We start from the raw sequence: 23,358 nt of genomic DNA on the forward strand, positions 1-23,358 counted from the left end.
TGACGTGTGAAGGGACTTGCAGTTGCAAGAGGGACGCTCGAGAAAAGCCAGGCGGTTCGGCACAGGGCCGCGCCGTTACCGCCACCAGCCCTCGCCTAGAAGTCCCTTTTATAGAAAATATCCAGCGAGCTGGCAACACCACTCGCGGCCTCGAGGTACACGCGCTTACTGAGCAGGTAGCGCAAGGCAATGGTATTGGCCGGTTCAAACACGCCTACGCCATAACGCAGGCTGAGCTTGTCGGTGATCTTGCCGCTGGCAACCACATTGGTCTTGTCGCCGGTTCCCGAAGTGTCCAGCTCGAAATCCTTGATACCCAGATTGTCCGCGAGCTTGCCGGTGGTCGACGAGCTGCCCGCAACACCCAGTGCCAGCGCAGCCTGAGCGACCATGTTGTTGTCTTCGCCGGAAGTGCTGAGCGGTCTGCCCATGACCAGATAGGAAAGCGCCTGCTCCTGGCTCATCGCAGGCTCGGAAAAAACCTCGGTGGTGGGCTGCTCGGCGCTGCCGGTCAGGCGGATACCGGCAATCACGTCGTCGGTCTGGCGAATCGCCTCGATGTCCAGATAAGGCTGGTCGACCGGGCCGGCAAACAGCAGACGCGCCTTACGTATGGTCAGCCTTTGACCGTAGGCACGATAACGACCGTCGTTCAGGTTGAGCTCGCCACGAGTGTCCAGATTGTCACCAATATGTACATGCCCGACCAGATTGGCGGTGAGCCCGAACCCGCTGAAACTGAGCTTTTCCTGGCCGACTTCCACATCGATATCCATCGCCACGGCCAGCGGCGGAGCGCCCTCCTCGGTCTGCTGTCCGACGATCACTGAGTCACCGGAGAGCTTCACAGTGGACGGCGGCAACTCGCGTACGGTAATCGCGCCCTTGGGCACCAGCACCTTGCCGGAGATCGCCAGTCGCTCGCCCTGCATGGAGATTTTCAGGTCAGGCGCCGCCTCTACCGCCGCATAGGGTTCGACATTGATCGGCAGGCGCGAGCCCTTGAGGCTCACATCGACATTCAGGCTTTGCCCCCAAGCCACCTGACCGCCTATGCTGCCCTGCCCGGTGCTGCCACTTTTCCAGCCGCCGTTGAGCTGTACGCTTTCTCCGGCAATCAACGCCTGGACCTTGAGGTCATGCAGTTCCATAGGCAGCTCTGCCCCCGCCACTTCACCCCCTTCAAGCGTCACGTTGCCGTTGACCAGTGGCGCCAGCAACGTGCCTGACAACCGGCCATTGCCATTCAGACGCCCATTGAGTTTCTGCACCATCGGCGCGAAAGGACGTGCCACCGAGATATCCAGCCCCGAGAGATTGAAGTCGCCCGCCAGGGTCTTGTCCTTGGCCAGCGGGTCGATCTGTGAGTTGAGCAACAGCCTTCCCAGCTTGCCGCCCTCGAAGTCGAGACGCGTGTCGATGCGTTTGGGCGCCAGCGTGCTGGCCAGTTTCAGCGTCTGATAAGGGAAGTCCAGCCACTGGTTGTTGTTGCGTACCCGCAGCGTGCCGCCTCCGGCGTCAATCGTGACCTTGCCGCTGGGGCCAGCTGCCGGAATGTCGAGCTGCACGTCTGCATTCAACGCGCCCTTCCAGGCAAAATCCTTGGGCATCCATTGCGCCAGGCTGTCCAGGGGGAAATTCTTGAGCTGATAACGCAGATGGGGCTCCGGCATCAGGCGCTGATCGCCGCCACACAGGCTGGCGCCCCCGGACAACCAGCAATGGGCACCGAAGTTGAGCCGGCCATCGGCCAGACGCTCGATCTTCGCCGGCTGCTGCAAACGCCAGTTCTGCCCGCCGCTCTGCACCGTACCGCTGGCCAGTCGGCCTCGCCAATCACCCTTGTCCAGGCCACCGTCAAGGCCGATGGCCAGCTTGAGCAGCGGTCCTTGCAGGTCCAGCTTCAGCTGCTGGCTCTTGAGTGTGCCCTGACCGTCTACCAGCAAGGTGCCCAGCTGGGTATCGCCAGCCTGAATACCGGCACCTTTCAGGTTGATGATCGCGCGCTGCGCCTGATCCAGTCTGGCGTTGAGCGTGAGAGTCTGCAGACGATTGTCCTGCAAGGCGAGCTGGCTGCCCTGCAAGGCCAATTGCCCCTGGGGCGCCTGTAGCGTTCCGGCCAGATCCAGCCGGCCTTTGACTTGCCCCTGCAAACGTGGCCAAAGCTGGGCCAGACGCGGCAGATCCAGGTCCAGCTGCCCCTTGAGACGCTCCTGCAGGCTACCCGCACCTTGAATACGGTTGTCGCCGAGGCGGATGCTCAGGCTGCTGACATTCCATTGCTGATCATGGCCGTCAGCCTTGGCTTGCAGCAGCGCCGGCTGACCACGCAAACGCCCTGTCAAATCGAGGTCTGCGCTGAGTTCAAGCTGCGCGTTGCGCATCTGACCTTTGCTGCGCAACGGGCCTGCCAGTGTGCCGGGCAGTTCGGCAACCCAGAATGAAGGGTCCAGCGCACTCAGGTCCAGAGCCGTATCCCAGCCGATGCCGTCAGCGAATTGCAGGTTCAGGAAACCGCTGGCCTTGCCCTGCCCTGCGACCAGTTCCAGTTGCGGCAGATGGATCTCTTGCAGATTGCCGCTGAACGGGCTGACCAGGGTGAATGCACCGGCAGGCCCTTTGAGGCTGGCGTTGAAATTGCCGAGGTATTTGCCATCGGTATAGGAAATATCGCCCTTGAAGGCATGCAATGCCACTTGAGGCTCTGACGCCAATGGATACAGGCGCTGCCAGGGGAAATCCAGCCAGTCGATGCTCGCATCTGCAGAAAAACCGCTCTGCCAGTTCATCTTGCCGTTGATGGCCAGACGCTGCTGATCATCGGCGGCCAGATCGAGTCCGGCGATGGTTGCGCCGTTGGCATCCACGTTTCCTTTCAATGACAACGCGACAGGACCTTTCTCTGCGGGAAGGCTGGCGCTGCCATCTATCAGATAGCCCGAGTCAAGATTGCCTTCGGCGGTCAGCAGCAACTGGTCCAGCTGCAACGTATCAGGCAATGCAGCACTGGGTTTGAAGTGCTCGGCCGTCAGCTTGATGCGTGCCGGAAGGTGTTCGGCCAGGGGTTGCAACTCGCCGGTCAGCAAACCCGGCAGGTAGCCGCTGCTGTCCGCCTTGAGTTGCAGCGTTTTCAGCAGGTCGCCCTGAATATCCAGCGCCAGCGCCCAGGGCTGGCCATCCTGTGGTGGAAGTTGCAGTTGACCTTGCACGCTGAGTGGCCAGTCGCCCTCGGGTTTCAGCAGGCCACTGAGGTCCAGCACAAGCGCATCACGTTGCAGGTGCGCACTGTCGATCTTCAAGCCTTCGGCTGTCCAGTGCGCTGCCAGCTTGAGATCGCGCAATTGTTCGACGCCATTCAGTTGCAGACCACCCAGCTGTATATCACCCAGTTGCAGCGCCAGCGGTAACCTGAGCGTCGGTAACTGGATCGGGCCGTCGCTGGCGGGCGTATCGCTCGGCGGGAAGTGCATCAGCACCTGCTGCGCATGCAGACGGTCGATGCACAGCGTCATCTTCAACAGGCAGGCAGGCGTCCAGGCGAAATCGACGGATTGAACCTCGACACGGTCTGCGCCCTGCTGCCATACCAGACGCTCGGCGCTCCACTGGCTACCCAGTCGCCCCTGAAAGTTTTCCAGCTGTACGCCGGGTACCCGAGCCAGGGCCCACTGGCTGCCCGTGTGGGTGCCCAGCAGCAGCGCGACAATAATGACCACAAGCAGCAGTAATGCGACAAGTCCCAGCCCGACGACCTTGGCTCCGCGGGTGATGTTCGACGTGTTCAAAGCTCCGGCCCCATCGAAAAGTGCAGACGGATTCCGCCGTCATCGTCCAGCGCGTGGGCCAGATCGAGACGCAGCGGGCCCACTGGAGATACCCAGCGCACGCCGAAACCCACCCCGGTTTTCAGGTCTGGCTTGTCCAGGCTGTTGAACGAGTTGCCCTGATCGATGAAGGTCGCCAGGCGCCATTTGTCAGCAATGGAATATTGGTATTCGACGCTACCGGCAAACATATACCGGCCGCCGATACGGTCGCCGTCAGAATTGGTCGGTGACAGCTTCTGATATTCATAGCCGCGCACGCTTTGATCGCCGCCGGCAAAAAAGCGCAGCGATGGCGGTATCGAGGTGTAACCGTCCGTGAGGTTGCCGCCAAACTGCACGCGACCGAGAAAGCGGTGATTTTGCGCGACGGTGGTCAGCCCTTTGAGCAGCACATTGGCATGCACCAGGTTAGCGTCAGACAACATGCCCTCCTTGGCCACCTGCGTATCGAATTGCAGGCGATAACCCTGGTGCGGGTCGATGCGATTGTCACTGCGCAGGTACGAGTAACTGATACCGGGCATCAGCAGCGTACTGAGGCCGGCGTCATCACCCAGGCGATATTCTTCACGCTGCCATTTCAGGGATATGACCCGTTCCCAACCGCTGGGCAGCTTGCTGTGCCATTCCGGCCCGGCAGTCAGCAACTTGCTGAGGCTGTCGGTTCCGGCAATCTCTTCGTACTGATACCCGCCGGCGTAGCGCAATTTGTCGGTCAGCGGCGGATCAAGTGGCACGTCGTACCACAGGCCGATATTCTGCCGTGGCGCGGATATCTCGGATTCGAAACCGTAACTGTGGCCCTGCGGGTTGGCCCAGTGCCGGGTCCAGTTGGCTTTGCCGCGCGGGCCGACGTCGGTCGAATAGCCCAGACCCAGGCCCATGGTGCGAGGTTTACGGGTTTCGAGCTGGACGGTCACCGGAATGACCTGGTTTTGCGCTGCGGTGGGCGCCGCATCGACCCGTACGCCCTCGAAATAGCCGCTGCCCTGCATCGCCTGAGTCAGTTCGGCAATCAGTTGGGAGTCGTAGGGCGTGTTCTCCTTGAACGGCACCATGCGCTTGAGCAGATCGTCATCAAATGGCGCGTCGCCGCTGAACATGACCTTGCCGAGCGTGTAGCGCGGTCCGCTTTCATAAACCAGTTCGATATCGGCCACACCGGCCCGCGGATCGATGGCCAGACGCTGACTGGTGAAATGGCCACTGAAAAATCCGTAGCGCGAGGCCTGATTCTGGATCAGGCGCTTGGCGTCTTCATAGTTGCCGTGGTTCAACACCGCGCCGCTTTTCAGCGCGTCGCTGCTCGGCACACGAAAGGCCTTCATTGCTGCCGCCGGCCCTTCGACCCGGATCACCACGTTACGCAGGTGAATGGGCTCGCCCGGCTGGATGTTGATCACCAGGCTGGGTTGATCTCCGTCCTTGATCTCGCTGTCGATCTGCGCTTGGTAATAACCCAGCGCCTGAGCGGCTTTTTCCGCCTGTTGCTCAGCGCCGAGGCTGAAATTACGCAGCGCCTGGACGTCACGCTCGCCCAAATCACCGACATACCCTTCGACGTTGGCCTTGAGTTGCGGATTGGCAGGCTTGATCCTGACGTCGAGGCGGGCCTGGGCAAGCGCTGCCGCACTCATGGTCATCAGGAACACGCTGCTGAATAGTCTGAAAAGCTTCATGGGCGTAGATGCTACCACGATCGACAGGCTGCACTGGAAGCCCACGAATTGTCGGATATTCAGGCCATTACGTCAGGGACCGGCAGTGAAACCTGAGGGTTCGGATGAAAAAACACATGCTCTCGGACAGGACCTACAGCAATTTCACCGATCTCTTCGTAGCCCTGTCGCTTATAGAATTCCAGATAACGCGGATTGCCGGTATCGACCACGATGCCCTGGGAGTGCTCATCCACTGCGCACCAGTCATGCAACGCTGCCAGCAGTTGCTCGCTCAGGTCCTGGCCGAGCTTCTGCCCCTGGAACTCCGGATCAAGGCCTATCAACGGCAGCACATGCACGGTTTCCGACGGCACACAGGCGAGCACAGCGTTGTAATAGGCCAGATAGCGTTGAGTGCAGCCCAGACCGGTGTCCATCACCATGCGCAGACGCCAGGCCCAGCTTTCGGTGACACCCAGACGACGCTGCGGCGGTGCGATCAGCGCTACGCCGACCAAACGGTCCTGCAGGAACAGGCCCAGCGCAGGCTGGTTTTGTAGAAAGTGTTGTTTGACCAGCTGGCGAATGGTCGCCAACACACGTTGCTCATATCCCTCACGCTCGGCGTTGAACAGATAGGCAAATGTCGGATCGTGCCGGTAGGCCCTGAACAGCAAGGAGCGGGTTTCACGGGAATAACCACTGTCGAGTTGGCGAATTTCACCCGTGATGGCAGCAGGTAGGGACATAAAGGGCCTCGTGTTAACGGAACTGCGTCTGGCGCAGCGGTTTTGGCAAGCAGGCTTTCGAGTGATGGCCATTGATAACAGTTCCAACGAATTATCCAGACACCCCCCTGGCCTGCGCTTCCGACACGGCACTGGTCCTGAAACCACAGGTCGGCTAGCATCGCTGTTTGTTTTTGCTCAGGACCGCTGCTTTATGAAAATCGTCTCGTTCAACATCAATGGTCTGCGCGCTCGACCGCATCAGCTGGCGGCGCTGATCGACAAACATCAACCTGACGTGATCGGTCTTCAGGAAACCAAGGTTTCGGACGAGCAATTCCCCCAGGCGGAAGTCGAAGCGCTGGGCTATCACGTTCACTTCCACGGACAGAAAGGCCATTACGGTGTCGCTCTGCTGTCTCGCAACGCGCCACTGGCCCTGCACAAGGGTTTCGAAGGCGACGACGAGGAATCCCAGAAGCGTTTCATCTGGGGGACTTACGCCGACAGCAACGGCCAGCCGGTAACCATCATGAATGGCTACTTTCCACAGGGCGAGAGCCGCGACCACCCGACCAAATTCCCCGCCAAACAGCGCTTTTACGAGAACCTGCAAACACTGCTCGAAGGCCACTTCAGTAACGATCAGCCGCTGATCGTCATGGGCGACGTGAATATCTCTCCGCAGGATTGCGATATCGGCATTGGCGCCGACAACGCCAAACGCTGGCTGAAAACCGGCAAGTGCAGCTTTCTACCTGAAGAGCGGGAGTGGATGGAGCGTCTGAAAAACTGGGGGTTGGTGGACAGCTTTCGGCACCTGTATCCGGAAGTCGTCGACCGCTTCAGCTGGTTCGACTATCGCAGCCGTGGCTTTGAAGACGAGCCCAAACGCGGCCTGCGCATCGATCTGATCATGACCTCTACCGGTCTGCAGCCACGTATCAAGGAAGCGGGTGTGGATTACGATTTGCGCGGAATGGAAAAACCGTCCGATCACGCGCCCATCTGGCTGGAACTCAGCTGACTGATCCCCTCCCGGGCTCCTCCTGCGCGATCCTTCCTTATAAGGGGTGGGTCGCGCTGAAAGCTGAAACACGCACAGACCCTGAAATTGTCATATTCCGGCAATCTCTCTGACTTATTCTCCCGGCACCCTCCCGTGATTCATGGTGACGCCGATGCTGCGCGCTTTGCTTACGGCGCTCATTCTGTCGAGCGCCACCCTGCCCGCTTTCGCGCAAGCCGTACTGCCGCTGCCTGCTGGCGATATACCGGCGTTGCGCATTCAAGGCTCCAACACCATCAATGCCCAACTCGGACCTGCGCTGGTCGAAGGATTGATGCGCCAGCAAGGTCTGCAATCGGTACAGACCCTTCCCGGCAACTCCCTCAATGAACAGCGCGTGATCGGAACCACGGCCGCCGGTCAACCCGTCAGTGTCGAAGTCGCCGCACATGGCTCAGGCACCGGTTTCACTGCGCTGAAAGCCGGCAGTGCGGATGTCGCGGCCTCCTCTCGACCGATCAAGGATCAGGAGGCCAAAGATCTGGCCAGCCTCGGTGACCTGAAAAGCGCAGCCAGCGAGCAAACCATTGCCATCGACGGCGTTGCAGTGATCCTGCATCCCGCCAATCCGCTGAGACAACTGGATACCCTTCAACTGGCGCGCATTTTCAGTGGCGAAGTCAGAAACTGGAGTGAGATCGGTGGCAATCCAGGCGCCATCCATCTCTATGTTCGCGATGAAAAGTCCGGCACCTACGAGACGTTCAAGGACCTTGTACTGAGCAAATACGGCAAGACCCTGCTCGGCAGCGCCGCGCGATTCGAATCCAGCGAACAGCTCTCCGACGAAGTCAGCAAGGACATCAATGGCATCGGCTTCATCGGCCTGCCTTCCATCCGCCGCGCCAAGGCGGTGGCCATAGCCGACGGCGATTCCAGGCCCATGCTGCCGACCGTCAGCCTGATTGCCACCGAAGACTATCCGTTGTCGCGACGACTGTACTTTTATGTGCCCACCTCGGCCCATCAGCGCTGGGCGCAGGCGCTGGTCCGTTTCGCGCAGAGCGCCGAAGGCCAGGCCATCGTCGCGCAGAGCGGTTTTGTCGCGCAGACCGTACAGGTGCTCAAGGTGCAGCCTACCGCGCAGATGCCCGCCGATTACCAGGCGCTGGCACGCAAGGCCGAACGCCTGTCCGTCAACTTCCGCTTTGCCCAAGGCAGCGCACGCCTGGACAACAAGGCGCAGCAGGACCTCAAGCGGGTCGCGGATTACCTGAAATCCAGCGACAAACTGGACCGGCATGTGACGCTGGTCGGCTTCGGCGACGCCAAGAGCGACCCGGAGCGTGCCGCCCTGCTTTCCAGGCTGCGTGCCATGGCCGTGCGCCGGGAACTGCTGAAAAGTGGCGTGACGTTCCGCGATATCGTTGGCCTGGGTGACGAGATGCCGGTGGCCACCAATGATATCGACGACGGCCGGATCAAGAACCGTCGCGTCGAAGTCTGGGTGCAGTAATTGGCTGACAGCTAGAGTTGGCTGCGCGCCAGATCTGCCGGCATATATTTGCCCAGTTCATACTTGCCGACGGCAGCGCGATGCACTTCATCCGGGCCGTCAGCCAGACGCAGGGTACGCTGCATGGCGTACATGTAGGCCAGCGGGAAATCATTGGAAACCCCGGCGCCACCGTGCATCTGAATCGCTCGGTCTATGACCTTCAGCGCCACGTTGGGGGCAACCACCTTGATCTGCGCGATTTCGCTCCTGGCAACCTTGTTGCCGACGGTGTCCATCATGTACGCCGCTTTCAGGGTCAGCAGGCGTGCCATGTCAATCTCCATGCGCGAGTCGGCGATCAGGTCGATATTGCCGCCCAGCCTGGCCAACGGTTTGCCGAACGCAACGCGGTCAATGGAACGTTTGCACATCAGCTCCAGCGCCCGCTCCGCCATGCCGATCGAGCGCATGCAGTGGTGAATGCGCCCTGGTCCTAGCCTTCCCTGAGCGATTTCAAACCCTCGCCCTTCACCAAGCAGCACGTTTTCGGACGGGACCTTGACGTTTTCGAACAGCACTTCGGCATGGCCATGGGGCGCATCGTCATAGCCGAACACCGGCAGTGGCCTCACAATCTTTACGCCGGGCGTATCGACCGGCACCAGAATCATCGAATGCTGCTGATGGCGCGGCCCCTCAGGATTGCTCAGGCCCATGAATATCAGGATTTTGCAGCGCGGGTCGCAGGCACCGGAGGTCCACCACTTGCGTCCGTTGATGACCCATTGGTCACCGTCACGCTCAGCGCGCGCGGCCATATTGGTGGCGTCCGATGAGGCCACGTCGGGCTCGGTCATGGCAAAGGCAGAGCGAATCTCACCGCGCAGCAGCGGTTCGAGCCAGCGGGTTTTCTGGTCCTCACTGGCATAGCGGACCAGTACCTCCATGTTGCCGGTGTCGGGCGCCGAGCAATTGAAGGGCTCGGGACCGAGCAGTGAGCGACCCATGATTTCCGCCAGCGGCGCGTACTCCAGATTACTCAGGCCGGCGCCAAACCCGGAGTCTGGCAGGAACAGATTCCACAAGCCATCCGACTTGGCACGGGCCTTGAGCTCTTCCATGATTGCCGTGGGCTGCCAGCGATCCCCTTCGGCCACTTGCCGCTCGAAAACCGGCTCGGCCGGATAGACGTATGCATCCATGAACGCCGTGACGCGCTCACGCAGGGCCTGCACCTTCGGGGAATACGCAAAATCCATGGGGTCGCCACCGTGTCGATCGGGTTGTCGAAGTCATGAACGCGATGCTAGAGAACCGCTGCACATTTATCTAATCTATTCTCAGCGTGTATAAACATTCATAACCGATATATGATCCATCACCATTGCGGCATTACGCCCCTCTAAACAGTCAATCACAATAACGGCACGAGGCGCCCCATCAATGAACCTGAACAAGGTCGATCTCAACCTCTTCATTGTCTTCGACGCCATTTATACCGAAGCCAATCTGACCCGCGCCGGACAGATTGTCGGCATCACCCAGCCTGCGGTCTCCAACGCACTGGCGCGGTTGCGCGAGACCTTCAATGACCCGCTGTTCGTGCGCACGGCACAAGGCATGGTGCCGACACCGATGGCGCAGAACATCATTGGCCCGGTGCGCAATGCGCTTTCGTTGCTCAGGGTATCGGTGCAGGAAAGCCGCATCTTCAACCCGTTACAGGCCAACAAGAACTACCGCATCAGCATGACCGATCTGACCGAAGCGGTGATCCTGCCCGCGCTGTTCCAGCGTCTGCGACGCCTGGCACCTGCGGTGACCATCGAAAGCTTTCTGTCCAAGCGCCGGGAAACCACCAAGGAACTGGCTGCCGGGCGCCTCGACTTCGCCGTGGACGCGCCGCTCAACACTGATCCGCAAGTGCGGCATGTGAAGCTGATGGAGGACCGTTATGTGTGTGGCATGCGCAAGGGCCATCCATTGGCAAACAAGGCCATTCTGACCCTCGACGATTACCTAAGCCAGGCGCATATCCATATTTCCAGCCGCCGCAGCGGGCTGGGGCATGTGGATCTGGCGCTCGGCAAGATGGGCATCCAGCGCAGGATCGCATTGCGCTCGCAGCACTACATGATGGCAACTCAGGTGCTGCAGCAGACCGACATGGTCATGACCGTACCCGAGCGCTTCGCCCGTCGTAACGACTTGCACTATGTCTACCTGCCAGTCGCCGATGTTCCCTCGGTCGAAACCCACCTGTACTGGCATGAAAGCACCGATCAGGACCCGGCCAATCGCTGGATGCGAGAACAGATCATCGAGCTTTCGCAGCGGGTTGTGGCGCAGGAGCAGAGCCTCGAAAAGACATGAAATAGAAAATACAAGCCAATGATTTATAAACATTTAAATCCATTAGTTAATGTGATTTCTAAGTGCCGGAGTGTGACCTCTCGACCTTTGGCACCGCCACACAGCTTGACGTATACGTAAAGCAACCCTTAGCTTTGTGGCTGTATACCTTTCCGAGCCACGCCATGAGCAGTCAGACCTACAGTATTTCCGAGCTCGCCCGCGAGCTGGACATCACCACCCGCGCCATACGCTTTTACGAAGAGCAAGGCATGCTCAGCCCTGAACGCAAGGGCCTGGAGCGTATCTATACGGCGCGTGACAAGGTCACCCTGAAACTGATCCTGCGTGGCAAACGCATCGGTTTTTCCCTGGCCGAGTGCAAGGAACTGATCTCGTTATACGACCCTGCCGGCGGTAACCAGAAGCAGTTGCAGACCATGCTGGACAAGATCGCCGAACGCCGTGATCAGCTGGAACAGCAGTTGCTGGACATCCACCAGATGCAGCTGGAGCTGGACACCGCCGAAGAGCGCTGCCGAGCCGCACTTGATAAAACCGCTGCCGCCCCACTCTGACCATTCGCACTGACTACAAAGGCGCTGCCATGTCCCTTCCGCAAAAGGTGAATCTCGTTGAAGTCGGCCCGCGTGACGGCCTGCAGAATGAAGCACAACCCATCAGTGTCGACGACAAGGTGCGCTTGGTGGATGACCTGACGGCAGCCGGGCTGGGCCATATCGAGGTCGGCAGTTTTGTCTCGGCCAAATGGGTCCCGCAGATGGCGGGCTCTGCACAGGTGTTCGAACGCATCCAGCGTCGTGAGGGCGTCATCTACTCGGCGCTGGCGCCAAATCTGCGTGGCTTTGAAGATGCCTTGGCGGCCGGAGTCAGGGAGGTCGCGGTGTTCGCGGCGGCGACCGAAGGGTTCTCGCAGCGCAACCTCAACTGCTCGATCAGCGAAAGCCTGGAGCGCTTCGCGCCTGTCATGGAAGCAGCACGCATGCATGGTGTGCAGGTTCGAGGGTATGTATCATGCGTGCTGGGCTGCCCTTACGAGGGCAGCGTTTCGCCCGAACAGGTCGCGACGGTCGCCAACGAACTGCACGCGATGGGCTGCTATGAAATTTCCTTGGGCGACACCATCGGAACCGGCACGCCGGGCGCTACACGGGCATTGTTCAACGCCGTGGCTGCGCAGATACCGCGCGGCAAGCTGGCTGGCCACTTCCATGACACCTATGGCCAGGCATTGGTGAATATCTACGCAAGCCTGGAAGAAGGCATCCAGGTGTTCGACAGCTCCGTGGCCGGCCTCGGTGGCTGCCCTTACGCCAAGGGCGCCAGCGGCAATGTGGCCACTGAAGACGTGCTGTATATGTTGCAGGGGCTGGGTATCGAAACCGGCGTCGATCTGGACCAGGTCATCGCGGCGGGCCAGCGCATCTGCGACGTGCTGCACCGGAGCAATGGCTCTCGTGTAGCAAAGGCCAGATTGTCTGCGTAACGCTGTCGTCGTCTGTCGGTAACAGGGTGCGACAACTTGCCACAGAGTGTTACTCTGCCCCGCGTCGAGTCGAGACAAACGGGTAACACGGAAACACTCGGCCGCAGAATCAAACGGTCCGATGCCGGAAAAACAAGGTCATCCCCCGGTATTACAGGGGTTTTGAAAAACTGGCACGGGTCCTGCTATATCCTTCGTACAACAAAAATAAAAACACGCAGTAACCCAATAAAAACAACACGTACCGGCTCTGACATAACAAGAACAACACGGACAGAGGCGTAGCTAACAGATTTTTTTGAAGTGGATAGCTTTTATGAACCGCTTGCCTGGCAAGTCGTTCGCAGCCAGACAGAGAACAATAAAACTGCCCCAAGGCAGCTGCCGAACTGGTTGGATCACTACGATGAAAGTGTCATCAGCGCTCAAAAAAATACGTTTGCTCTTGGTCCCGCATGCGGATCGCTCAAAAAAGATGTGAAGGGCCAGGTCGCCAAAAACAACAACAGGCCTCCCGAAAAACAAAAAAGAGCATAGCAACATACCTTGAAGGGGAGCCCAGGCTCCCCTTCGTGCTTTCCGGCGTTCCGCCCTCTTCTCTCATGATTGAACACTACAGTCCGATCACGCTTTGTTCACATCGGCATCGGCGTTGACAGCACAATCCTACAGGTTTACGTTAACGTAAAGGTCATGGCTGGTACACGCCACAACCGACCCACGAACAAAGCGTCATTCAAGAACAAAAAGGAACGCCCCATGAGTTACCCCAGCCTGAATTTCGCCCTGGGCGAAACCATCGACATGCTGCGTGATCAGCTGCAGTCTTTTGTCGCCGCAGAGCTTGCCCCGCGCGCCGCGCAGATCGACAAGGACAACCTGTTCCCCGCCGACATGTGGCGCAAGTTCGGTGAAATGGGCGTACTGGGGATTACTGTCAGCGAAGAATATGGTGGCGCGGGCCTGGGTTATCTGGCGCACGTCGTGGCGATGGAAGAAATAAGCCGTGGCTCGGCATCCGTTGCGCTGTCCTATGGCGCGCATTCCAACCTGTGCGTTAACCAGATCAATCGCAATGGCAGCCCGGCGCAAAAGGCCCGTTACCTGCCCAAGCTGATCAGCGGCGAACACGTTGGCGCACTGGCCATGAGCGAACCCAATGCCGGCTCGGACGTGGTGTCGATGAAACTGCGCGCCGACAAGCGCGGTGATCGTTATGTGCTCAACGGCAGCAAGACCTGGATCACCAACGGGCCGGATGCCAACACCTACGTGATCTACGCCAAGACCGACCTGGAAAAGGCAGCCCACGGCATCAGTGCGTTTATCGTCGAACGCGACTGGAAAGGCTTCTCGCGCGGCAGCAAGTTCGACAAGCTGGGCATGCGCGGCTCCAACACCTGCGAACTGTTTTTCGATGATGTCGAGGTGCCCGAAGAGAACCTGCTGGGCGTGCTTGATGGTGGCGTCAGGGTGCTGATGAGCGGCCTCGATTACGAGCGCGTCGTGCTCTCCGGCGGTCCCACCGGGATCATGCAGGCGTGCATGGACGTGGTGGTGCCCTACATTCACGACCGCCAGCAGTTCGGCCAGAGTATCGGCGAGTTTCAGCTGATTCAGGGCAAGGTCGCAGACATGTACACCCAGCTCAATGCCAGCCGGGCCTACCTGTACGCGGTGGCCCAGGCCTGCGACCGCGGCGAGACCACTCGCAAGGACGCTGCCGGGGTGATCCTGTACAGCGCCGAGCGCGCCACGCAGATGGCGCTGGAAGCCATCCAGATTCTGGGCGGCAATGGCTACATCAACGAGTTCCCGGCGGGCCGACTGTTGCGCGACGCCAAACTCTACGAGATCGGCGCAGGCACCAGTGAAATCCGGCGCATGCTCATCGGTCGCGAACTGTTCAACGAAACCCGTTGATTGCGGAGCCACCATGACCATCCTGCAGACCCGAATCAACACCCGCTCGCCCGAATTCATCCTCAATCGCGACGCCCTGCTCAAGCAGGTCGAAGCACTGCGCTCGCTGTTGAGCAACGTCCAGCAAGGGGGCGGCCGCAAAGCCCAGGAGCGTCACACTTCACGCGGCAAGTTGCTGCCGCGCGAGCGTATCAACCGCTTGCTGGACACCGGCTCGCCGTTTCTGGAAATCGGCCAACTGGCTGCGCATGAGGTGTACGGCGAAGAGGTGCCGGCCGCTGGCGTGATCGCCGGAATCGGCCGGGTCGAGGGCGTCGAATGTATGATCATCGCCAACGATGCCACGGTCAAAGGCGGCTCCTATTACCCGCTGACCGTCAAAAAGCATTTACGCGCACAAACGATCGCCCAGCAGAACCGCCTGCCATGCATCTATCTGGTGGACTCAGGCGGCGCCAACCTGCCACGTCAGGATGAGGTGTTTCCGGATCGCGAACATTTCGGACGGATATTCTTCAATCAAGCCAACATGAGTGCACAAGGAATTGCCCAGATCGCGGTGGTCATGGGCTCCTGCACCGCCGGTGGCGCATACGTACCGGCTATGGCCGACGAGGCGATCATGGTCCGCCAGCAGGCCACGATCTTCCTGGCCGGCCCGCCACTGGTCAAGGCAGCGACCGGCGAAGTGGTCAGCGCCGAAGAGCTGGGTGGTGCCGATGTGCACTGCCGCACGTCCGGTGTGGCCGACCACTACGCGGACAACGACGATCACGCACTTGCATTGGCGCGACGCAGCATCGCCAATCTGAACTGGCGCAAGCAGGGTCAACTGAACACGGTCGCGCCCATTGCACCGCTGTACCCCGGCGATGACCTGTACGGCATCATCCCCGTCGACACAAAACAGCCCTTCGATGTACGGGAAGTCATCGCACGCCTGGTGGACGGCTCGGTACTCGACGAATTCAAGGCCCTGTTCGGCACCACGCTGGTGTGTGGCTTCGCGCGCCTGCACGGCTACCCGATCGCGATTCTCGCCAACAATGGCATCCTGTTCGCAGAAGCAGCCCAGAAAGGCGCGCACTTCATCGAGCTCGCTTGCCAGAGAGGCATCCCCCTGCTGTTCCTGCAGAACATCACCGGCTTCATGGTCGGCCAGAAGTATGAAGTCGGCGGCATCGCCAAGCATGGCGCCAAGCTGGTGACCGCCGTGGCCTGCGCCAGGGTGCCGAAATTCACGGTGATCATTGGCGGCAGTTTCGGCGCAGGAAATTACGGCATGTGTGGCCGCGCTTACGACCCGCGCTTTCTATGGATGTGGCCCAACGCGCGGATCGGCGTGATGGGCGGCGAACAGGCTGCCGGCGTGCTGGTGCAGGTCAAGTGCGAACAGGCCGAACGGGCTGGCCAGGCGTTCAGCGCCGAACAGCAGGCCGAACTGAAGCAGCCGATTCTCGATCAGTACGAACATCAGGGTCATCCTTACTATTCCAGCGCCCGTCTGTGGGACGACGGAGTCATCGACCCGGCACAAACCCGCGACATTCTCGCGCTTGCCCTTTCCGCCTCGCTCAACGCGCCCATCGAACCTACCACTTTCGGCCTGTTCCGAATGTGAGCCGGGAAATGACCATGACTTCGACCTCCTTCGCAACCATAGAGCGGATCAACGACCCACGTGGCTTCGCCACGCTGTGGCTGAATCGACCAGACAAGAACAACGCCTTCAACGCGCAGATGATCCGCGAGCTGATTATCGCGCTGGAGCAGGTGCAAGGCGATGCCAGCCTGCGTTTCCTGCTGTTGCGCGGCCGTGGCCGGCATTTCAGTGCCGGTGCCGACCTGGCGTGGATGCAGCAGGCAGCAGACCTGGACTACAACACCAACCTGGATGACGCCCGCGAACTGGCAGAGCTGATGTACGGCCTCGCCAAGCTGAAAATCCCGACGCTCGCCGTGGTACAGGGCGCAGCATTCGGCGGTGCGCTGGGCCTGATCGGTTGCTGTGACATGGCCATTGCAGCGGTGGATGCGCAGTTCTGCCTGTCCGAAGTGCGCATCGGCCTGGCGCCAGCGGTCATCAGTCCTTTCGTGGTACAGGCCATCGGCGAACGCGCCACTCGACGCTACACCCTCACGGCCGAGCGCTTCGACGGCCAGCGGGCGCAGCAGATCGGCCTGATCGCCGAGTGCTACCCGGCTGCAGAGCTGCAAGACCAAACGCAGCAATGGGTCGACAACCTGTTGCTCAACAGCCCGCAGGCCATGCGCGTCAGCAAGGAGCTGCTGCGCGAAGTCGGCAACGGTGAGCTGACCCCAGCGCTGCGTCGCTACTGTGAAAGCGCCATCGCGCGCATCCGTACCAGTGCCGAAGGACAGGAAGGCCTGCGCGCCTTCCTGCAAAAACGTACGCCCGGCTGGCAGCCAGTCAACCATCAGCCACCTGGCGATCCCGTTGCCGTAGCCTCGGCAGCCCGGCACGACCCACACAAGGACTCGCAGTCATGAGCACGCCCGAGCTGACCACGCTGCTGATTGCCAACCGCGGCGAGATTGCCTGCCGCATCATGCGCACGGCGAAAAACATGGGCCTCACCACGGTCGCCGTGCACAGCGCCATTGACCGTAACGCACGGCATAGCCGCGAGGCCGATATCTGCGTGGACCTTGGCGGCAGCAAGGCCGCAGAGAGTTATCTGGCGATAGACAAGCTTGTCGAAGCCGCCAGGGCGAGTGGCGCGCACGCGATCCATCCCGGCTACGGTTTTCTGTCTGAAAATGCCGATTTTGCGCGCGCCATCGAAAACGCCGGGCTGATTTTCCTCGGTCCACCCGCCTCGGCCATTGATGCCATGGGCAGCAAATCCGCCGCCAAGGCATTGATGGAACAGGCAGGCGTGCCACTGGTGCCTGGCTACCACGGTGAAGCACAGGACATCGAAACATTCCGCGCTGCGGCCGAGCGCATCGGCTATCCGGTGCTGTTGAAAGCCACCGCAGGTGGCGGCGGCAAAGGCATGAAAGTGGTCGAGCACATTGGCGAACTGGCCGAAGCGCTGGCTTCCGCGCAACGCGAGGCGCTGTCCTCGTTCGGTGACGCGAGAATGCTGGTGGAGAAATACGTGCTCACCCCGCGCCACGTCGAGATACAGGTATTTGCCGACCGGCATGGCCACTGCCTGTACCTCAATGAGCGCGATTGCTCCATTCAACGCCGACACCAGAAGGTCGTCGAGGAAGCACCAGCGCCCGGCCTGACAGCTACATTGCGCAAAGCCATGGGCGAAGCCGCAGTGAAAGCCGCGCAAGCCATCGGCTACGTGGGTGCAGGTACAGTCGAGTTCCTTCTGGACGCACGCGGCGAGTTTTTCTTCATGGAAATGAATACCCGCCTGCAGGTGGAACACCCGGTCACCGAGTACATCACGGGGCTGGACCTGGTGGAATGGCAGATCCGCGTCGCCAGAGGCGAATCGCTGCCCATCACCCAGGAGCAGGTGCCCCTGACCGGCCACGCCATCGAAGTCCGTCTATACGCCGAAGACCCGGCCAACGACTTTCTCCCGGCAACCGGCACCCTGGAGCTCTACAGAGAGCCTGCACCCGGCCCCGGCAGGCGGGTGGACAGCGGCGTTGCCGAGGGCGACAACATTTCCCCCTTCTACGACCCGATGCTCGGCAAGCTGATTGCCTGGGGTGAAGACCGCGAGCAAGCCCGTCTGCGCCTGCTGGCCATGCTCGATGAGTTTGCCGTGGGCGGAGTTCGGACCAACCTGGCGTTTCTGCGCAGAATCATCGCGCATCCAGCATTCGCCGCCGCGCAGCTTGATACCGGCTTCATTCCCCGTTATCAGACGCAACTGCTGCCGCAAATCGATGAGCCGGACGAGACATTCTGGCAGGCCGCCGCCGAGGCCTTCAGCCAGAGCGAACCGGCACGCATCGATCAAGCCGATCCGTATTCGCCCTGGGCAGTCAGCAGTGGCTTTCGCGCCGGCCTGCCCTCGCAGACGGATCTGCGACTGAGCTGCAACGGTCAGACCCGCAACACCTGCCTGCACAACAGCAGCCCGTCGTTATTCACTCTGAGTGGCGAGCATCTGCAGGTCGAGCACAACGGTATGCGCCAACGACACCTGGCGATACGGCGCGGCAATACGCTGTACCTCGAATGGCAAGACGAGCTGCACAGCGTCATCCGGCTGGACGCCATCGCTCAGGCAGACGTCGGTGACGGTCAGCATGCAGGCCTGACGGCACCGATGAATGGCAGCATCGTACGGGTATTGGTTGAAGTGGGTCAGGCTGTCGAATCTGGTGCGCAACTGGTGGTGCTGGAAGCCATGAAGATGGAACACAGCATCCGCGCCGCCAGCGCCGGGGTGATTACCGCGCTCTACTGTCATGAGGGCGAGATGGTCAACGAAGGCGCGATACTGGTGGAGCTGGACTGACGCTCGTCAACCGCCGCACATGAAAACGCCCTGAACAGTCAGGGCGTTTTCGTGCAGCAACTTACTTGCCAAAAAGAGCCGCTTAGTAGTAGGCGTTTTCTTTCTGCGTATGGTCGGTAACATCGCGAACGCCCGACAGCTCGGGAATGCGCTCAAGCAGTGTGCGCTCGATACCTTCCTTCAGCGTGACATCGGCCTGACCACAGCCCTGGCAACCGCCACCGAACTGCAGCACGGCGATATTCTTCGCCTCTTCCTCGACCACGTCGATCAGCGTGACCTGACCGCCATGACTGGCGAGGCCCGGATTGATCTCGGTTTGCAGGTAGTAATTGATACGCTCGTTGATCGGGCTGTCGGCATTGACCATTGGCACTTTGGCGTTCGGCGCCTTGATGGTCAGCTGGCCGCCCATCCGGTCGGTGGCGTAGTCGACCACTGCATCGTCCAGAAAGGCCTCGCTGAAGCCGTCGATCCAGGCCGTGAAGCTCTTAAGGCCGATGGCCTTGTCTTCCGGTTTTTCTTCACCCGGCTTGCAGTAGGCAATGCAGGTTTCGGCGTACTGAGTGCCGGGCTGGGTGATAAATACGCGGATGCCAATGCCCGGGGTATTCTGCTTTTCCAGCAGATCGGCCAGATAATCGTGGGCGGCATCGGTAATAGTGATAGCGGTCATGAAAATTCCTCGCAGACGTGCGTGCAGTTTACGCCAATCGGCCGCTTCACACAAAGTCCTAGTATTTTTGTCAGGTTAATGCCTGCGCCTGACCGAGCGCCCGGCGTCCATCCAGCCAGGCTTTCATCCGGCGGTAGAGGCCCTTCTCGATCCACTCATAACTGACCCAGGCACCGATGGCGATGATCGGCACGCAGAACGCGAAAACCACATAGGGGCTGAGGCCAAAGCGCTGCGCCATCAGCAAGCCGCCGTACAGCACCAAAACGTGCAGCAGGTACACCGAATAAGAGCAGTCACCCAACACCTTGAGCAGGCGATTGCCCTGGAAATACGGTTCCAGCGAGATGCACGACAGCACGATCAAGGCACTCGGCAGGCCCCAATTGAGCAGGCGCTGCTCGTTGGTCAGGTTATTGATCGCATACAGCCCGACCGCAATGCCTGCCATCGGCAGCCACAGCGCCGGTTTGATCCAGCCACGGCGATAGAGGATGCCGATGCCGATACCCAGCAGGAATTCGTAAATGATGTCGTTGCCGTAGAAGCGGCTGATCAGCCCGGCGCGAGCCAGAACCTCACTGACCGCAAACAGCGCTGCGGCAATGATCAGCGGCCGGTGACGCTGTTGGAAGAGGAACACCATCGAGAACAGCAGGTAGAAAAACATCTCATAGTTGAGCGTCCAGCCAACGTTGAGCGTCGGGTAGAGACCATAACCACCGGGGTTTTCGGAAGGAATGAAGACCAGTGACAAGAGGAAGTTCTGCCACCCGATGACCTGATGCGGGAGCATCGGCGCTGCAATCAGCAGCAGCAACGCCATGGCGGCGGTGTACAGCCAATAGGCCGGAACGATGCGAATCAGACGATGCAGAATAAAGCGCCGTGCTGGCATGTCGCTGTTCTGCGTCGACAAGAAGATCACCAGACCACTGATGACGAAGAAGATATCGACGCCGACCGCACCCTTTGACACAAAGAACTGCCCTACCGGACCACTGGCCTTGAAATCGAAAAAAATCTGCATGAAGTGATGACACACCACGACCCACGCTGCGAACGCCCGTAGGGCCTGAACTGAAATCAACATCACTAAAAACCTCTACTTCCTGACTTTCAATCATGAGCCGCTGAATAAACCGGCCTATGACGCGCACCATTTCGGACCACCTTTTTGAAAAAAAGGTCGCGCAAGATACATTTCGTTCAGGAAGTAAAGATGGCCGCAGGCCATGTTGCACAAGGGCCTGCGGCGTGAAGCCCCGGTTTTTCAGAGGTTCTCGTAGCGATTCATGTCCAGCACGCCCGCTTCGCGTGGTTCAGTTTCCTGAACGTAGCGATTCAGATCGTGGAAGTAACTCCAGAACAGTGGATGAGTACGACGGATGCCCCAACGCTGGACGATTTGTTCGAAACTAGCCTGATCCTTGCTCTGCTGCATGGCATCGACAAAGGCCGGCACCTGTGCGACCGGAATATTGAAGATGAAATTCGGATAACTGCTGAGCACGCCCGGGTAGACAGTCAGTGTGTCCAGGCCCGGAATATAGCGGTACGACTCGCCCAGCAGAAACGCGACATTACTGTGCGCGCGGTTGCGCAACATACTGTAGATCACGCGCTTGCCATTGCCGCCCTCGATGCGCAGCATGCTCGCTTCCGGCAACTGATCGATGACCTTCAGACCCGCAGCAGGACGCGACGTCAATCGGCTCAGCGCCTGTTCTGCCTGGGCAAAGCTGCTGTCGAGGCCAGGCCGCGAGCAATACGCCCCGATGCAGCGGTTGATCGGGTCAGGTGCGGCATTCAAAGTGCCGAAGCGCTCGATCAGCCTGGACGCAAAGTCACGCTTTGCGGCCTTTTCATCGAGCTTGATGCCAGTCGGCGTATCGTCGTCGATCTTCTGGTAATCCAGCCACATCTTGATTTTGCCGCCCTCCTGATAAAGATCACTGAGCATGTCTTCACGCAGGTCGGCAGGCATCAGGCGCAGGAAATTGATCTCGGCACCGTTGCGGATCAAATCGAAATACAGCCGCGTCTGGGCTTGATGTGAAACATTGCCATAGACATCGAAGTTCACCGCCAACTGATAATAGGTGCGCTCCAGCAGCGGGTAGTCGAACAGCCACATGGAGTGCGGCACGTCGCCAATCAGCCCTTTATTGACCGACGCACTGTCGAAATGGCGGAAAACGGTCAGCAAGGCATTGTCATTGCCTGCCCACAGCGTGCTCCAGCCCGGCGCTGGCATTTTCGCGTAACTGTCGCGGCGCAGGTTTTCATACTCATTGCGCCGGTCGCGGTAGGACAGCCACAGGCTCAGCACGCTGCCCACGTCATCGTTCTGCCCCGGCATGGCCAGCAATGGCGTGGCCTCCCCGCGATACGTCGCATCGGTGATGTAGCGATCGTGCGACGGGTCCTGAAACAGCACCCAGAACTGATCGCGAATCACGTCTGTGGCGATCTGCCCGCGACAGACCGGCCCGCGAATGAACGTGCGAACGAAATACTCCGCGTTGTCGAGCATGAACTGATAACGCGCCACCGCAGGGATGGCTTCGAAGGTCAGAAACGGATTGGCACGATGGCCAGGGCCGTAACCCGGCAATGCGCTGACTTTCCAGTCGGCCCCATAGAACAACTGCCTGACCCGCGCCAGTTTCTGCGGGCTCATGGCGTAGGTAATGTGGGTCTTGTGAACGATCACACCTTGCACGGGGATCAACCGGTAATAGAAGTCGCTGCCCGGATCGTCGTCGGGACGACGGGTAGCGATCAGGTCCACAGGTTTGCCGCTCGGAGTTCGCGAGCGCACCCACTGGAAGAAGTGCCCCGCCTCACCGCCTTCGAAATAGATGTGCGCCAGGAACAGATGTTCGAACAGCCAGCGACCGACCAGCGCCTGATTCGCGCCAGGTTCGTTGAGCTGCGCCTCCCAGGCATTGATCTGCGCGGCCTCGGTGACACTCGGGGTAATGGTCTGCTGCTCGACCGGCGCACCGGCGGCCAGCCAGCGCTGCAGGGTCTGGTATTCGGCATCGGTCAGTCCGGCGACCGCCAGCGGCATGCCCTGTTGCGCGTGGGCAGCCGCATAGGCATTGAATTCGCCGGGCAGCGGGCAGACGTTTTCGCGATTGATCCCCAGGGCGATATCATCCGGAATCCTGCTGTTGGCTGGCAAAGGTGCGCTGCGGCCCAGATCAAGCATGCGCGTCATCAATGCCGCCTGACTGCCCTGGGCTTCCAGTACTGAATAGAAGCCCTTGCCGCGCCACGCGTCGGTATCACGTGCATCATAAAACAGACGCGTCGGCGCAACCGCCTCGCTGCGTTCGCCCTGATAGACAGGGACTTTGCTGGCGCCACGGCTCACACCTTCGCCACTGCCCAGATTCAACTGGCAGGGAACGTCATTGCAGGCGTGGCAGGCAACGCACTTCTCGGTGAGGATCGGCTGGATGTCCTTCACATAGGAAATCGCCGGGGATGCCGGTATGACGGGGGGTGCAGGAGTCTGAGCCTTGGCAGCACAGCAGATAAAAAGCAAGGCGACGCTTGCCAACAAACGGTGCGGCATATCCCGTGGGCTCTGATATTAAAATGGCATAATTCTACAAGGGCATCACTCGCTCCAACATGAATGATTTTCATGCAAAAGGCGCAACAACACCAAAACCGTTCCGGTTTGCTATCATCCCGTTCTTTAAAGAA

17 protein-coding genes are annotated in these 23,358 nt (G+C 59.9%); 10 read left to right on the forward strand and 7 right to left on the reverse strand.

Going from position 1 to position 23,358, the window contains the following annotated elements:
- Positions 1-95 precede the first annotated feature (95 nt).
- Genes ACW55A_RS05130 through ACW55A_RS05140 form a run of 3 tightly spaced genes read right to left on the reverse strand, consistent with a single transcriptional unit; the run spans position 96 to position 6,237 of the window.
- Complete coding sequence (locus tag ACW55A_RS05130; RefSeq protein ID WP_498810707.1) at positions 96-3,785, reverse strand: translocation/assembly module TamB domain-containing protein; 3,690 nt, start codon at positions 3,783-3,785, stop codon at positions 96-98.
- Positions 3,782-5,506, reverse strand: a complete 1,725-nt coding sequence (locus tag ACW55A_RS05135; protein WP_498810706.1) for an autotransporter assembly complex protein TamA — start codon at positions 5,504-5,506, stop codon at positions 3,782-3,784. The genes ACW55A_RS05130 and ACW55A_RS05135 overlap by 4 nt, the downstream gene beginning before the upstream one ends.
- Positions 5,507-5,565: 59 nt before the next feature.
- Positions 5,566-6,237 carry a GNAT family N-acetyltransferase gene (locus ACW55A_RS05140; protein WP_003345438.1) on the reverse strand — a complete coding sequence of 224 codons (672 nt, stop codon included), beginning with the start codon at positions 6,235-6,237 and terminating at the stop codon, positions 5,566-5,568.
- Positions 6,238-6,430: 193 nt separating this feature from the next.
- Between ACW55A_RS05140 and xthA the strand changes: the two genes are divergently transcribed.
- Positions 6,431-7,243, forward strand: a complete 813-nt coding sequence (gene xthA / locus ACW55A_RS05145) for an exodeoxyribonuclease III (protein ID WP_003369429.1) — start codon at positions 6,431-6,433, stop codon at positions 7,241-7,243.
- 154 nt (positions 7,244-7,397) lie between these two features.
- A complete protein-coding gene (locus ACW55A_RS05150; protein WP_455808525.1) occupies positions 7,398-8,741 on the forward strand; it encodes a substrate-binding domain-containing protein in 1,344 nt (447 codons plus the stop codon).
- A gap of 11 nt (positions 8,742-8,752) precedes the next feature.
- Here the strand turns inward: ACW55A_RS05150 and ACW55A_RS05155 are convergent, their stop codons facing one another.
- Entirely contained in the window at positions 8,753-9,982 is a 1,230-nt protein-coding gene (locus ACW55A_RS05155) for an acyl-CoA dehydrogenase (protein WP_498810705.1), read from the reverse strand.
- A 184-nt stretch (positions 9,983-10,166) separates the two neighbouring features.
- On the opposite strand from ACW55A_RS05155, the gene ACW55A_RS05160 reads away from it, so the two are divergent.
- The 8 genes from ACW55A_RS05160 (at position 10,167) to ACW55A_RS05195 (ending at position 18,962) form a co-directional block, all read left to right on the forward strand.
- Positions 10,167-11,096: a LysR family transcriptional regulator gene (locus tag ACW55A_RS05160; RefSeq protein WP_003434117.1), complete on the forward strand. Its 930-nt coding sequence runs from the start codon at positions 10,167-10,169 to the stop codon at positions 11,094-11,096.
- Between the two features lie 164 nt (positions 11,097-11,260).
- The gene (locus ACW55A_RS05165; RefSeq protein ID WP_042930746.1) at positions 11,261-11,653 is read left to right on the forward strand and encodes a MerR family transcriptional regulator; all 393 of its coding nucleotides are present in this window, start codon (positions 11,261-11,263) and stop codon (positions 11,651-11,653) included.
- A 29-nt stretch (positions 11,654-11,682) separates the two neighbouring features.
- A complete protein-coding gene (locus ACW55A_RS05170; RefSeq protein ID WP_003369418.1) occupies positions 11,683-12,582 on the forward strand; it encodes a hydroxymethylglutaryl-CoA lyase in 900 nt (299 codons plus the stop codon).
- 303 nt (positions 12,583-12,885) lie between these two features.
- Positions 12,886-13,119 carry a hypothetical protein gene (locus tag ACW55A_RS05175; RefSeq protein WP_498810704.1) on the forward strand — a complete coding sequence of 78 codons (234 nt, stop codon included), beginning with the start codon at positions 12,886-12,888 and terminating at the stop codon, positions 13,117-13,119.
- 222 nt (positions 13,120-13,341) lie between these two features.
- Complete coding sequence (locus ACW55A_RS05180) at positions 13,342-14,505, forward strand: isovaleryl-CoA dehydrogenase (RefSeq protein ID WP_498810703.1); 1,164 nt, start codon at positions 13,342-13,344, stop codon at positions 14,503-14,505.
- Positions 14,506-14,518: 13 nt separating this feature from the next.
- The gene (locus tag ACW55A_RS05185) at positions 14,519-16,126 is read left to right on the forward strand and encodes a carboxyl transferase domain-containing protein (RefSeq protein ID WP_455808528.1); all 1,608 of its coding nucleotides are present in this window, start codon (positions 14,519-14,521) and stop codon (positions 16,124-16,126) included.
- 14 nt (positions 16,127-16,140) lie between these two features.
- On the forward strand, positions 16,141-17,016 hold the full coding sequence (locus ACW55A_RS05190) for a gamma-carboxygeranoyl-CoA hydratase (protein WP_498810702.1): 876 nt from the start codon (positions 16,141-16,143) through the stop codon (positions 17,014-17,016).
- The gene (locus tag ACW55A_RS05195; protein WP_455808531.1) at positions 17,013-18,962 is read left to right on the forward strand and encodes an acetyl/propionyl/methylcrotonyl-CoA carboxylase subunit alpha; all 1,950 of its coding nucleotides are present in this window, start codon (positions 17,013-17,015) and stop codon (positions 18,960-18,962) included. Before ACW55A_RS05190 ends, ACW55A_RS05195 begins: the two co-directional genes overlap by 4 nt.
- Before the next feature lie 82 nt (positions 18,963-19,044).
- Here ACW55A_RS05195 and nfuA read toward each other — a convergent pair whose 3' ends face one another.
- The 3 genes from nfuA to ACW55A_RS05210 all read right to left on the reverse strand — a co-directional run bounded on the left by nfuA (position 19,045) and on the right by ACW55A_RS05210 (position 23,116).
- Entirely contained in the window at positions 19,045-19,638 is a 594-nt protein-coding gene (nfuA, locus tag ACW55A_RS05200; protein WP_002553665.1) for a Fe-S biogenesis protein NfuA, read from the reverse strand.
- Positions 19,639-19,708: 70 nt separating this feature from the next.
- Complete coding sequence (locus tag ACW55A_RS05205) at positions 19,709-20,731, reverse strand: acyltransferase family protein (protein ID WP_003369396.1); 1,023 nt, start codon at positions 20,729-20,731, stop codon at positions 19,709-19,711.
- Between the two features lie 180 nt (positions 20,732-20,911).
- On the reverse strand, positions 20,912-23,116 hold the full coding sequence (locus ACW55A_RS05210) for a fatty acid cis/trans isomerase (RefSeq protein WP_498810701.1): 2,205 nt from the start codon (positions 23,114-23,116) through the stop codon (positions 20,912-20,914).
- Positions 23,117-23,358 lie beyond the last annotated feature (242 nt).

It is taken from the genome of Plantibacter cousiniae (nom. nud.) (assembly GCF_977070315.1).